This window comes from Streptococcus sp. HMSC034B03 (genome assembly GCF_001838575.1).
GTDB classification, from domain to species: Bacteria; Bacillota; Bacilli; order Lactobacillales; family Streptococcaceae; genus Streptococcus; species Streptococcus anginosus.
In genome coordinates, this window is sequence record NZ_KV837627.1 from 75,013 (window position 1) to 88,097 (window position 13,085).

General features: G+C 41.7%; 10 protein-coding genes and 1 pseudogene. 6 read left to right on the top strand and 5 right to left on the bottom strand.

Translation table 11 applies throughout. The annotated features are described in order from the left end of the window. Positions 1-171: 171 nt before the first annotated feature. The 4 genes from HMPREF2634_RS03360 to HMPREF2634_RS03375 all read right to left on the bottom strand — a co-directional run bounded on the left by HMPREF2634_RS03360 (position 172) and on the right by HMPREF2634_RS03375 (position 4,894). Positions 172-1,590 carry a C69 family dipeptidase gene (locus tag HMPREF2634_RS03360; RefSeq protein WP_021002133.1) on the bottom strand — a complete coding sequence of 473 codons (1,419 nt, stop codon included), beginning with the start codon at positions 1,588-1,590 and terminating at the stop codon, positions 172-174. Positions 1,591-1,652: 62 nt separating this feature from the next. Continuing rightward, positions 1,653-3,983 carry an endonuclease MutS2 gene (locus tag HMPREF2634_RS03365; RefSeq protein ID WP_070836322.1) on the bottom strand — a complete coding sequence of 777 codons (2,331 nt, stop codon included), beginning with the start codon at positions 3,981-3,983 and terminating at the stop codon, positions 1,653-1,655. 60 nt (positions 3,984-4,043) lie between these two features. Further along, positions 4,044-4,592: a CvpA family protein gene (locus HMPREF2634_RS03370; protein ID WP_021002135.1), complete on the bottom strand. Its 549-nt coding sequence runs from the start codon at positions 4,590-4,592 to the stop codon at positions 4,044-4,046. Further along, positions 4,589-4,894 (bottom strand): hypothetical protein, encoded by a 306-nt coding sequence (locus HMPREF2634_RS03375; protein WP_003026418.1) that lies wholly within the window; start codon positions 4,892-4,894, stop codon positions 4,589-4,591. The genes HMPREF2634_RS03370 and HMPREF2634_RS03375 overlap by 4 nt, the downstream gene beginning before the upstream one ends. Positions 4,895-4,979: 85 nt before the next feature. Here HMPREF2634_RS03375 and rnhC point away from each other — a divergent pair, with 85 nt between their 5' ends. From rnhC to HMPREF2634_RS09685, 4 genes and pseudogenes are all read left to right on the top strand, one after another. Further along, complete coding sequence (rnhC, locus tag HMPREF2634_RS03380; protein ID WP_021002136.1) at positions 4,980-5,870, top strand: ribonuclease HIII; 891 nt, start codon at positions 4,980-4,982, stop codon at positions 5,868-5,870. Positions 5,871-5,873: 3 nt separating this feature from the next. Then, positions 5,874-6,488 carry a signal peptidase I gene (gene lepB / locus HMPREF2634_RS03385; RefSeq protein WP_021002137.1) on the top strand — a complete coding sequence of 205 codons (615 nt, stop codon included), beginning with the start codon at positions 5,874-5,876 and terminating at the stop codon, positions 6,486-6,488. Positions 6,489-6,871: 383 nt separating this feature from the next. Then, positions 6,872-9,226, top strand: a complete 2,355-nt coding sequence (locus tag HMPREF2634_RS03390) for an SF1B family DNA helicase RecD2 (protein ID WP_021002138.1) — start codon at positions 6,872-6,874, stop codon at positions 9,224-9,226. A 70-nt stretch (positions 9,227-9,296) separates the two neighbouring features. Beyond that, positions 9,297-9,695, top strand: a pseudogene (locus HMPREF2634_RS09685) (transposase); the annotation flags it as partial. Positions 9,696-10,017: 322 nt separating this feature from the next. Here the strand turns inward: HMPREF2634_RS09685 and HMPREF2634_RS03400 are convergent. Further along, positions 10,018-10,707 (bottom strand): gamma-glutamyl-gamma-aminobutyrate hydrolase family protein, encoded by a 690-nt coding sequence (locus HMPREF2634_RS03400; protein WP_021002139.1) that lies wholly within the window; start codon positions 10,705-10,707, stop codon positions 10,018-10,020. A gap of 251 nt (positions 10,708-10,958) precedes the next feature. Between HMPREF2634_RS03400 and HMPREF2634_RS03405 the strand changes: the two genes are divergently transcribed. Next, positions 10,959-11,975, top strand: a complete 1,017-nt coding sequence (locus tag HMPREF2634_RS03405; protein WP_021002140.1) for an NAD(P)H-dependent glycerol-3-phosphate dehydrogenase — start codon at positions 10,959-10,961, stop codon at positions 11,973-11,975. Between the two features lie 27 nt (positions 11,976-12,002). After that, positions 12,003-12,902, top strand: coding sequence for a UTP--glucose-1-phosphate uridylyltransferase GalU (gene galU, locus HMPREF2634_RS03410; RefSeq protein ID WP_057489825.1), 900 nt, complete (start codon positions 12,003-12,005; stop codon positions 12,900-12,902). Positions 12,903-13,085: the final 183 nt, after the last annotated feature.

A 13,085-nucleotide genomic window follows, 5' to 3' on the forward strand; every position in this document is an offset into this window, starting at 1 on the left:
ATTTCATTTCTTGACATCATTCTACACTAAAAGGAAGCATTTGCAAAATATTTGCTACGGAGCGAAAAACTCCTCCGCAGATTAGTATTCAATAATTTTCCAAAAACGAACTTCTATTCGTTAGCAATTACTTGAGACGAAGCATTTGTAGGGGCAGAATGTGCTACGGAGTTAGTCGCTCAAAGAAAAATGATTGGTCATCAGATTGCTGGCGTCTAGCAGGATTTTATTCAGAAGTTGGCCCGTTGCTTCTTGAATTTTATCGCTTAGGGCTTGATTTTCTGCTTCGAAGTCAACTATTTCTCCTTTTTCCAAGGCACAATCCACGCGCCCTAGCATTTCATGTCCCAAAGCCATGGTCGTTTCTTGGTAATCATCCAAATCTCCCAGATGACTAGAAAAATGCGCGTCAGCCAAAGCTGCAATTAAGCGATTGGTCCAGTAGAAGGAATCCGTCGAAACCTTGTCCGTCGTGTTGGCAAAGTAGGCTGGTGTTGTAGAGACTTGGGTAAAGAAAGGCACGGCTGTATTGTAAGGCATAGAGCCATAGGACAACCATTGGATGCCCGTCGTTTCCTGTGGTTTATTGGGTCTCAACTGCAAGATAGATGTTTGACTTGTGCGGTTAATCCCAATCGTGCGGAAGGTCCGCTGACTGTGATGACTGCCTTCTAAGCCATAAGGGTCATAAGGAGAGTCTTGGTAGTGGCTGCTAAGGACATACTTGACATCTTCAATCGTGATTTTACGGTAGGGTTTTTGACACCAAGGAAGGAAAAAGGAGCGCGGGTCTTGCTCAATTTCTGGATTGAGAAAACGCTGAATATCCCAAGCACGCGGTGTATTGTAATGGCGGTCTTTGTCACGCTGGCTACCAAAAGCATAGCGCGGATTGAAAGATTCCCCGTCATAGTTGAGATTCAAATTATTGCGACGAATAAAGTCTTTCAAATCAGGATCACAGAGGAAATATTCGGGATTGTCAAACTCAAAATAATCCATTCCCAGCTGATTCGGATTGGTTACATAGGCGTCATCGGGCACCCGGCGAGCTAGCCAATGATGTCCACCGATTGTCTCCAACCACCAGATTTCATTCACGTCAGAAAAGGCAATCCCGTTTGACTCATAGGTGCCGTATTCTTCAAGAATCTTCCCTAAACGCAACACACCCTCACGCGCCGTTTTGATATAAGGCAACACCAAGGTCAGCATGTCTTCTTCTCCGATACCAGTCACCACCAAAGGATCTGCTCCCAGCACTCGGCTATTCGTGGTAATCGTCTCTGTCTCGCTCATGGCTACATTGTAAACATTGATACCAGCTTCACCCCAAATCCCGTCTTTTGCAAGAGCGTCCGGTACACTGGTGTAGCGAACTGGATTGTCCGGCAAATCTATCTCAAAGCTTGATAGTACAGACTTGTAATGCCGCGGCTGATCTTCTGGGTTAACAACAATAAATTTCTTGGGCGTAAATACACCATTTTGTGAATCTTCTGTACGTGCAATCATAGTTGAACCGTCATAACTCGCTTTTTTCCCAACCAGAATCGTTGTACAAGAATCTTGTATTCCTTTTTGTCTCATAAATATTTCCTCTTTTCAATCTTTCTTCTTTATCATGAACAGTTTTGTTCACCAACTCTGCATTACTTAAACACCACAATAGTTGCTCCGCTACCCCCAGCATTTTGCGGTGCATAGCCAAAACTCTTGACATGCTTATTGCGACGGAGATATTTGGTGACGCCTTCGCGAATGACGCCCGTCCCGATCCCGTGAATAATATCCACCTGTGCCATATTGTTGAGCAAGGCTTGGTCGATAAAGGTATCCAGCTCTTGCATGGCTTCTTCATAACGTTTTCCTCGCAAATCCAGTCGAGCTCTTGGTCCGCTTGTGGTTGTTCGTTTCACCACATTGACCTGCTTGCGCTTAGGCTGTTCTTTTTCAGCTTTGAGCAGGTTAAACTCTGCTTCCTCCAAGGTCATCTTGATGAGTCCCACCTGTGCTTCCCAGCGACCGTCTTTGACCTGATTGACAAGCGTGCCTCTCTGACCGTAGCTAATCACCAGAATATCGTCTCCCACTTTTGGTTTCCGTGCTTTTTTGGCTTGTTTTAACACTTTATTCTGTGACAAGTCCACCGTTTCCGGAGCTAATTTTTTCAGCTGGCTTTTGGCTTCAATAATTTCGTGCGGTTTGAGACTGGATTTAGCATGTAGATTTTTGAGAATCATATCACTCTCGGTCAGCGCCACATCAATGATTTCCTGCGCTTCCAGCCTTGCCTTATTTAGCTCAGTTTCTTTTTCCCGATTGAACTCATTGTAGAGCTTTTTAAGAGCACGGTTAAATTTGAGATTTTCTTGCTCCACTTCTCGGATATTATCCAACCGCTTGCGGCTTTCCAAGGTCTGCTCTTCCAAGCGCTCAATAACGCGATTGACATCGCTGTCCGTGTCAGTCAATTCTTGAGCATCCTTGACCACTCTATCAGACAGACCTAAACGCCTTGCAATCTCAAAAGCATTGGAGCGACCCGGCACTCCCTGCATAAAACGATAAGTTGGCCTTAGGCTTTCTGTATCAAACTCCATGCTGGCATTTTGCACTCCCTCAGTCTCAATCCCATAGACCTTAAGCTCTGGATAGTGGGTCGTTGCCATTGTCTTGACCTGTCGCAGTCGCAAGTCTTCAAGAATTGCCATAGCAAGAGCTGCACCCTCCTGCGGGTCGGTTCCAGCTCCAAGCTCATCCAAAAGCACCAAGGCATTCTCATCAGCCTGCTCTAAAATAGAGACAATGTTCGTCATATGGCTGGAGAAAGTCGACAAACTCTGCTCAATAGACTGCTCGTCTCCAATGTCCGCAAAGATTTGGTCAAAAATCCCCACTCGACTCCCTTCATCTGCCAAAATAGGCAGGCCAGACTGTGCCATAAGCTGAGCCAAGCCTAGGGTTTTGAGCATAATGGTCTTTCCGCCTGTATTGGGACCAGTAATGACGATTTCCGTTAAATCCGATGCAAAGTACAAATCATTAGCCACTGCATTTTCTATCAGAGGATGAGCAACATGGAGCAGTCGAATATCCTGACGGTCAGACAGCTTGGGTACTACCGCTCCTCTCTCCTGCATAAAGCGCACCTTAGCTCGAACAAAGTCCAGATGTCCAATAATCCAAGCATTATTAGCAATTTCAGCAATATGAGGACGTATGCGGTCAGACAACTCTTGTAAAATCCGCAAAATTTCATAGCGCTCGTCTGCCCGTGCATTGGTGATTTCTTCATTGAGATTGACCACCGCCCGCGGCTCGATATACACCGTGTTTCCACTAGCAGAAATATCATGCACCACGCCTGAGATACGATGGCGGAATGTATTTTTGACCGGCAAAACATTGCGACCGTTTCGACTGGCTACTACTTGATCTGCTAGCATATCGCCCTTGGTTTTGAGGATATCTTGCAAAATATCTCTCACTTGAACTTCATTTTCTTGAATTTTCCGGCGAATGCGAGCTAAATTGTCACTCGCAAAACTTTCAACAAATCCGCCCTCATTGATAGCCTGCAACGCTCCTTGCAAGCTCGGAAAAGAAACCAAATTTTCAAAAAGCCGATTCAATCTTTGCAACTCAACATTTTCCAAATCCTCATAAAAATCAGTCAATTCTTGCGTGACAGCCAAAACCCGCTTCAGAGCGAGAAATTCTTCAATGTTTAAGTTGCCTTCCAGCTCCAAGCGCTTGGTCAAGCCCGTAATGTCTTGGGTCGCAGCCAGACTGAAGTGAGGACGCTGTACAAAAATCTGCTGCATGTCCGTCATTTCTAAAAATGCTGTTTCCAGCCTTTCTTGTTTATTGGACGGGAACAGCTGCTGCAGCTCCAAGCACCCTTGTTCTGTCAGAAGATAGGGTTCAAAGAGCGCCTTGATTTTCCAAAATTCTAACGTTTCTAAAATTTTTCTATTCATATTCTTATCTTTCCTGATGAAAAAGAAACTCAGCTAGCACCACCAACTGAGTCTTTGTATTTATCCGATGATTTTGGTCACCCAGAGTTGTTTCAACATTCCTGAAGTAATTGGTGTGTGACTGATGATAAATCGAGCTAAACCACTGGCATTGAGATGATTTTGAACAAGTGGTAAGGGAATCGTTGCTAAAACGGTCAGCAGCATTTGAATTCCAAATAAAGTGACGCAAACAGCTAAAGCACCACTAGCAACATTGTACCAACGCTCATTGGCTTTCTTGTTTGGCACTAAGTGAATAAAAATCCCAATAAAACGGGCTATGCTATAAACAATCGTGTAAATGACTAGATAAGCCAGACCGGCATAAAAAACCTTGTCCAACTGGAACAATTGGCTGCTGGGAAAGAAATAGGTAAATGTTCCTTCCTGTGCACTAGCGTAGGGAACTAAAAGATTGATTTGTTCACCTAGAGATTGGTACAGTTGCCCTGCAATAATTGTTGAAATAACCGCCGAAACAGTATAATAAGCCTGCAAAACAATCCCACGCGAATAGCCAATGTAAAAACTCCAAGCCAAAATCAGCAAAATTACCAATGAAATCATAGGGTCCCCTCTTGCTCACTAACCTTTTGCTTGTTGGCTTCTAACACTTTTTTACGAAGTTCTTCCAGCTCTTGCTCCTTGTCATCGAACTCAATCTCACGTGACAATTGCGTCGCTAAACTATTGACTGCCAGCAAAATAGCTAATGTTTCATCATCTGCCGCAGGCATCTTCTCTTTAATTGCGTGATATTTTTCTGTTGCAACCTTTTCAACTTCTTCCATGAATAAATTATCGTGTTCTGTTGTTAAGGTTACACTCTTCTTTCCGAAAGTAAATTTGTATCGATTTAAGTTTGCCATAAAATCACCTCAAAATATTATACCAAAAGGAAGCGATTTTGTCAGTTTTTAAAGAAATTTATAACTTTTATGGTACAATAGCAATATGGAAAGTATTACCTTACAACCCAGTGAGAAACAAATTCAAGATTTTGTTGCCCACTACCAGGCACAGCTTGTTTCTAGTAAAAATCCTTATATTCGTTACCTTTTTAAGCTTGATAAGGCAACTGCCTCCATCTACACTTCAGGAAAAGTCCTCTTCCAAGGAGAAAACGCAGAGCAGGCAGCACAATTTTTTGGCTATCAGTCTTCCAGAGAAGAAACGACAGCTCCTCAGCAAAATTGTCCTCTTATCGGGACAGATGAAGTCGGCAACGGTTCTTATTTCGGCGGACTTGCTGTTGTGGCATCTTTTGTCACAACAGAACAGCATAGGTTTCTACGAAAGCTGGGAGTTGATGACTCTAAAAGCCTAACAGACCAGAAAATCAGGCAAATCGTTCCTTTGTTAAAGGAAAAGATTCAGCACCAAGCTCTGCTATTGTCCCCCCAAAAATACAACGAAGTCATTGCTTCTGGCTACAATGCGGTGTCTGTCAAGGTTGCTCTTCACAATCAAGCCATTTATCTGCTCTTGCAAACGGGAGTGCAGCCTGAAAAAATTGTTATTGATGCCTTCACAAGTGACAAAAATTATCAGAAATACGTCAAACAGGAACGCAATCATTTCTCAAATCCTCTCACTTTAGAGGAAAAAGCGGAAGGAAAATACTTAGCCGTAGCAGTCAGCTCCATGATTGCACGCGACTTATTTTTAGAAAATCTTGAAAATTTAAGTCAAGAGCTCGGCTATGAATTGCCCAGTGGAGCAGGAGCAAAGTCCGATAAAATCGCAAGTCAGCTTCTTCAAGCCTACGGCATAAAAGGCTTAGAAGCGAGTGCAAAACTGCATTTTAAAAATACTGAAAAAGCGAAGAAACTTCTAGAAAGGTAAGTTATGCAAACAAAATCAACTACTTTTTCAAAATTTATGAAAGAATGGGGATTGTTTATCCTCTTCATGGCCGTTCTTTTCTTATCACGCGCCTTTCTTTGGGTTCCTGTCAAGGTAGACGGGCATTCAATGGATCCAACCTTAGCTAATGGAGAATATCTATTTGTTGTCAAACACTTGCCTGTCAATCGCTTTGATATTGTCGTTGCAAGTGAAAAAGACGAAGATGGAAAAACCAAGCAAATTGTCAAGCGGGTGATCGGTCTTCCTGGAGACACTATCCGCTACGAAAACGACCAACTATATGTAAATGGCAAAAAGGCCAACGAACCTTATCTTAAAAATTACCTCGCGAAGTTTAAAGATGATAAATTGCAGGCAACCTATTCCTATAACAGTTTCTTTCAGTCTTTAGCAGATAAAGCTCAAGCCTTTACGCAGGATGCAAATGGGAACACTAGCTTTACCATTGAAGTTCCAAAAGACGAATACCTGCTTTTAGGAGATGACCGTCTTGTCTCAAAAGACAGCCGTCAGGTGGGAACATTTAAAGCCAATCAATTGCAGGGCGAAGCAAAACTCCGTTTCTGGCCTTTGAATAGAATCGGCACTTTCTAATCCCAAACAAGTCTATTTTAATTCGTTGGAGCTGGGCAAAAAGTATTCCAGCTTCTATCAGATTTAGGAATAAACGAATAACGCAGCTTCAACAATTTAGTGAATTGTTGAAGGCGGGAAATCAGCCTTGCATGGCAAGCCACCGTGATTGCTCAAAGCACTGCTTTGAGGTGGCAGATAAAACTTGCGAAGCAAGTATCAAAGCTGTTCGCTTTTCAAGCTCGGAAGAGCATCTTTGACGAAAACTTCGTTTTCTTCATCTGCAACCTTAAACAGCTTGATAACTGTTTAAGCACCCTTGCGGGGGTGGGACTACGAACTAAAAATTTTCAATTTTTAGTTCTGCCCCACTCCCATTCTTTTAACATTGATACAGGAAGATGATGGAATTTTACTTTTCAGGCACCATTGAACGCATTATTTTTGAAAATCCCAGCAGTTTCTTTCGGATTCTGCTGTTAGATATTAACGACACCGATGCAGATTTTGATGATTTTGAGATTATTGTCACGGGCACCATGGCGGATATTATGGAGGGCGAAGACTACACTTTTTGGGGAAATCTCGTGCAACACCCTAAATATGGTGAACAACTCAAAATAACACGCTATGAGCGTGCAAAGCCAACCAGCAAAGGCTTAGTCAAATATTTTTCAAGCGACCATTTTAAAGGGATTGGTGTAAAAACAGCGCAAAAAATCGTGGATCTCTATGGCGACAACGCGATTGATAAAGTCTTAGCAGAGCCAGAAAAATTAAAGAATATTGCAGGTCTTTCTGCTAAAAACCGTGAAGCCTTTCTCACAAAACTAAGACAAAATTACGGCACCGAGAGAATTCTTGCCAAGCTATCTGAATACGGTATCCCGAACAAGCTTGCCTTTCAGATTCAAGATTTTTACAAAGAAGAGACTCTCGAAATTGTCGAACACTATCCTTATCAGTTAGTGGAAGATATTCAAGGAATAGGATTTAAAATTGCCGACCAACTGGCGCAAAGCTTAGGAATTGAAAGTACTGCTCCAGAGCGTTTTCGTGCTGGGTTGCTTCACACGCTCCTAACCCAGTCTATGGAAAAAGGCGACACTTATCTTGAAGCCAAAGAACTTCTAGAACATACGATTGAGCTCCTCGAAAGTTCCCGTCAGATTGAGTTAGACCCAAGTTCTGTTGCGGATGAGCTGGCATATTTGATTGAAGAAGATAAAGTTCAAAATGTTGATACAAAGATTTTTGAAAACAGTCTCTTTTTTGCCGAAGAAGGGATTCGTAGCAATCTCTTGCGCATTTTAGAAAAAGGGAAGCAAAACAAATTTGAACCGGAAAAAATCGAAGCTGCTATTACTCAAATCGAAAATGAGTTTGCCATTTCCTATGATGTGACTCAAAAACAAGCAATTTGTGACGCTATCAATCACAAAATTTTCATCCTAACGGGTGGTCCCGGAACAGGAAAAACGACCGTCATCAATGGAATCATTGCTGTTTATGCTCTGCTGCATGGGTTGGATTTGCGCAAATCTCAAGATTTGCCTATTCTTCTAGCCGCTCCAACTGGGCGTGCTGCCAGACGCATGAATGAATTAACAGGGCTTCCAAGCGCAACGATTCATCGGCATTTAGGCATGACAGGAGACGACGACACCAGCCATTTAGACGATTATTTGGACGCAGACTTTATTATTGTCGACGAATTTTCAATGGTAGATACTTGGTTAGCCAATCAACTCCTCAGCAATATCTCTTCCAACAGCAAACTTCTCATTGTCGGAGATGCTGATCAGCTGCCTTCTGTCAGCCCCGGACAAGTGCTGGCAGATTTACTGAAAATCCCTCTTCTTCCACAGACCAAATTAGAAAAAATTTATCGACAAAGCAAAGACTCCACTATCGTCAACTTAGCCAGCCAGATTCAAAAAGGCATTCTGCCACCTGATTTTATAGAAAAAAAGGCTGACCGTTCTTATTTTGAAGCGCGTAGTGAACATATTCTGCAGATGATTGAACGTATTGTAGAAGCTGCTATCCGCAGTGGCATTCCAGCTCAAGATGTGCAGGTACTTGCGCCTATGTACCGCGGACAGGCTGGGATTGACCACATCAATCAACTCATGCAAAATCTAATCAACCCTGCCGAAAAAGAACAACTCGTCTTTGAAGCAACGGATTGCCAATACCGACAAGGCGACAAGGTGATTCATCTGGTCAATGATGCGGAAAGTAATGTCTTTAACGGCGATTTGGGTTATATCACTGATTTGCTGCCAGCCAAATATACTGATTCAAAACAGGACGAGTTGACTATCAACTTTGACAGCAATGAGATTGTTTATCAACGCAGTGAATGGTATAAAATTCGTCTGGCATACGCTATGAGTATCCACAAATCTCAGGGTAGTGAATTTCCTGTAGTCATTTTACCGATTACATCCAGCAGCCACCGTATGCTGCAACGCAATCTTATCTATACTGCTATCACCCGTGCCAAGAGCAAATTGATTCTTCTTGGGGAAAAGTCTGCCTTTGACTTTGCTGTCAAAAACACTGGCACAGCTCGCAATACCTATCTAATCCAACGCTTTTCAGACCTCCTAACTGATGAAAAAGTTATACACACTTCTGTGAATAATTTGGAAACAACTGTGGAAAAATATATCTTGACTGAGGAAAATTTCTTGAAAATCAACCCTATGATTGGAATAACGGATGAGGATATTCAAAGTGTTTTTGGAGAATGATAGAAAAAAGTGGCTCTTTGTCAACTGTAGTGGGGTAATGAAAAGCTAAGATTGAGAGAGGATGAGATTCGTTCTCTCCATCTCTGGTATCGCTGAAACAACAGCCACCTCTATCATAAGCGAATTAGGAGATATTCGCCGTTTTCAGTCTGCCAATCAAATCAACGCCTTTATTGGAATTGATCTCAGACACTACGAATCTGGAAACTTTCTGGCTTAAGAACACATCACCAAACGGGGCAATCCTCATGCCAGAAAAATTCTCTTCAAGACCATTCACAACATTGCTTCGGTCAGTCATACCAAGCCCTATCATATTGCGGACTTTTATGAGAAACGAAAAAGACAATCGCAGACGACTTCAACTAAGCCTCATACGATTGCCTCAATGCATCGCCTCATAAGGACAATGTATTACCTCATTACGCATAACAAACTTTACGATTACACTTTAACCCAAAATCATTAAAGCCGTCTATGCTCTATTATTGTAACACCTTACAAAAAATTTCGCTAGGTATGGTATTGATTTTGTGTACTCTTTTTCCAATCAAAAGAGCCGAAAAGAGCTAGGATAAACTATTAAAATCAAATCAATCATCAATTCTTTGACTGAAAAATATTGAATTGCTTGACAAATGGTAGAAAAAAGACCACCTCTTTGGTGATCCTTATAGGGAGATTATTATGAAAAAGTTTTAGGATTTCATCAAATAAAGTTAGGAGGTCTTCATTTGATAATATTATTATAAAATGATTTTCTTAAATGAAGCTTAAGCCGTATTTCAAATTTACAATTTCTGCAAAAGATACTGAAAAAGTTCTAGATTCCCTTTTTCTTCATTGACTAAAAACTCTGGGTGCCATTGAAGCCCAATGATCCGACTATCATCTAGCGACTCAATCGCTTCAATGGTTTTATCCCTAGGATCAAAAGCTGTTGCGCGAAAATTCGGTGCCAAATCTTTAATACTTTGTCGGTGGACAGAGTTAATCTGACTAGCACGACCGAACAATTCTTCAACAATGCTGCCTTTCTCAGTTTGAATAGAATGAGAAGTTCCAAAAGGTAAGCCCTGCCAATGGTTGTCAATATGCTGATTGAGCGTTCCATCAAAAGCAACATTGACCAACTGCAAGCCTCGGCAAATTGCCATAATTGGTTTTTCTTGTCGAATAGTTTCTGCTAACAGAGCCAGCTCAAATTCGTCTCGCACCATATTGTAATCATCACTCTCAATCGTCTGCTTTTCTCCGTAAAAAGTGGGGTGCACATGTTGTCCGCCAGACAAAATCAATTTATCAATACTTTCAATATAATCCCTCACCAAACTTTTGTCACCAACAGGGATAATCATAGGCAATCCACCAGCAATTCTGATACTCTCAGCAAATTTACTAGAAACGGACGAATGGATATTTTTACCTTCCTTATCGACAGGACAAAGATTAGCGGTCACTCCAACAATCGGTCTGCTCATACGATTCCCTCCTCATTGATATACACAATCTTACCACTTCCTCTACCTGCCGTCCAATTGATTTTTTTAAAGGTCGTGATAAATAGTTTTTATACTAGCCACAACTCCTGCCTCATTACACTCTTTTTATGCACTTTAATCAGCCTTTATTCTTATAAAATAATAACTTATAAAAACAAGCTACTACTAAACAAGAAATTTATCGCTTTCTATGGTAAAATGAAATTAGAAAACTCTATAAGGAGAAGAACATGGAAAAACAAACAGTTGCTGTTTTAGGCCCTGGTTCATGGGGTACTGCCTTGGCACAAGTATTAAATGACAACGGACATGAAGTTCGTATTTGGGGCAATATTGCCGAACAAATTACTGAAATCAACGAGCACCACACTAACAAACGGTATTTTAAAGATATTGTTCTTGATGAAAAGATCACAGCGTATTACGACTTAAAAGAAACCCTTGATGGCGTGGATGCTATCCTTTTCGTCGTTCCAACCAAGGTCACACGTCTTGTAGCCAAACAAGTAGCCGAGGTGCTGGATCATCCAGTTAAAGTGATGCATGCTTCAAAAGGTCTGGAGCCCGACACTCACAAACGACTTTCCATGATTTTAGAGGAAGAATTGCCTGAACAATTCCGTAGCGAAATCGTCGTTGTCTCTGGTCCCAGCCACGCTGAGGAGACTATCGTTCGCGACATTACTCTCATCACAGCAGCTTCAAAAGACTTAGAAGCAGCAAAATATGTTCAAGAACTTTTCAGCAATCACTACTTCCGTCTCTACACTAATACAGATGTCATCGGCGTAGAAACAGCCGGCGCACTAAAAAATATCATTGCTGTCGGAGCAGGTGCCCTTCATGGTCTCGGTTACGGTGATAATGCAAAAGCTGCGATTATCACACGCGGCTTAGCAGAAATTACTCGTCTTGGCGTCAAACTTGGTGCTAGTCCCTTAACATATAGTGGCTTATCCGGAGTAGGAGATTTAATTGTTACAGGAACCTCCGTTCACTCACGTAATTGGCGCGCTGGTGATGCTCTTGGTCGTGGCGAAAAGTTAGAAGATATTGAAGCCAACATGGGCATGGTCATCGAAGGCATTTCCACCACCAAAGCTGCTTACGAACTCGCACAAGAACTGGGTGTCTATATGCCAATTACTCAAGCGATCTATCACGTGATTTATGAAAGCCTTAACATAAAAGACGCCATTTATGATATAATGAATAATGAATTCAAAGCTGAAAACGAATGGTCGTAATTAGCTACTACAAAAAAGGAGGGTCATATGACTCAAGTAAGAAAAGCTGTTATCCCTGCTGCTGGACTTGGAACTCGTTTCTTGCCAGCAACCAAAGCGCTCGCCAAAGAAATGCTGCCTATCGTTGACAAACCGACTATTCAATTTATTGTCGAAGAAGCATTAAAGGCCGGTATCAAAGACATCTTGGTCGTAACCGGAAAATCTAAACGCTCCATTGAAGACCACTTTGATTCAAATTTTGAATTGGAGTACAACCTCAAAGAAAAAGGTAAATCTGATCTTTTAAAACTCGTAGATGAAACGACTGGTATCGGTCTTCATTTCATTCGTCAAAGCCATCCACGTGGGCTTGGAGACGCTGTTTTACAGGCCAAAGCTTTCGTTGGGAATGAACCTTTCGTTGTCATGCTAGGTGATGACCTAATGGACATTACAAATGACAAAGCAGTACCACTTACCAAGCAATTGATGAACGATTACGAAGAAACACACGCTTCAACTATTGCTGTCATGAAAATGCCACACGACGAAGTTTCTTCTTACGGTGTTATTAATCCACAAGGTGAAGGAGTAAATGGGCTCTACAGCGTTGAAACTTTTGTTGAAAAGCCAAAACCAGAAGACGCACCAAGTGATCTCGCCATTATCGGACGCTACCTACTGACGCCTGAAATCTTCTCCATCTTGGAAACACAAAAGCCAGGTGCCGGAAATGAAATCCAGCTGACAGATGCTATTGATACTCTCAACAAAACACAAAGAGTATTCGCTCGTGAGTTCACAGGTGACCGTTATGATGTCGGCGACAAATTTGGCTTTATGAAAACATCTATTGACTATGCCCTCAAACATCCTCAAATCAAAGACGATATGAAACAATACATTATTGAGTTAGGCAAGAAATTAGACAAAAAAGAAAACTAACAGATAGCTGTGATGGGTGGCACCTATTCCTAATCAATTGTTCTAAAGAACTCTAATTGATTAAAATCAAAAGTGCTTTTCCAATCACTACATTTGTTGGGAAAACAATAGCTTGTAAAGAGTTTGGGACAAAAAGATTTCAATTTTTAAAAATCTTAATTATTAAGCCCTTCAAATCTATAA

Bases quoted from the DNA above. Each gene is read 5' to 3' on its own strand.
- HMPREF2634_RS03360 (WP_021002133.1), bottom strand. From the start codon at position 1,590: ATGAGACAAAAAGGAATACAAGATTCTTGTACAACGATTCTGGTTGGG.
- HMPREF2634_RS03365 (WP_070836322.1), bottom strand. From the start codon at position 3,983: ATGAATAGAAAAATTTTAGAAACGTTAGAATTTTGGAAAATCAAGGCG.
- HMPREF2634_RS03370 (WP_021002135.1), bottom strand. From the start codon at position 4,592: ATGATTTCATTGGTAATTTTGCTGATTTTGGCTTGGAGTTTTTACATT.
- HMPREF2634_RS03375 (WP_003026418.1), bottom strand. From the start codon at position 4,894: ATGGCAAACTTAAATCGATACAAATTTACTTTCGGAAAGAAGAGTGTA.
- rnhC (WP_021002136.1), top strand. From the start codon at position 4,980: ATGGAAAGTATTACCTTACAACCCAGTGAGAAACAAATTCAAGATTTT.
- lepB (WP_021002137.1), top strand. From the start codon at position 5,874: ATGCAAACAAAATCAACTACTTTTTCAAAATTTATGAAAGAATGGGGA.
- HMPREF2634_RS03390 (WP_021002138.1), top strand. From the start codon at position 6,872: ATGGAATTTTACTTTTCAGGCACCATTGAACGCATTATTTTTGAAAAT.
- HMPREF2634_RS03400 (WP_021002139.1), bottom strand. From the start codon at position 10,707: ATGAGCAGACCGATTGTTGGAGTGACCGCTAATCTTTGTCCTGTCGAT.
- HMPREF2634_RS03405 (WP_021002140.1), top strand. From the start codon at position 10,959: ATGGAAAAACAAACAGTTGCTGTTTTAGGCCCTGGTTCATGGGGTACT.
- galU (WP_057489825.1), top strand. From the start codon at position 12,003: ATGACTCAAGTAAGAAAAGCTGTTATCCCTGCTGCTGGACTTGGAACT.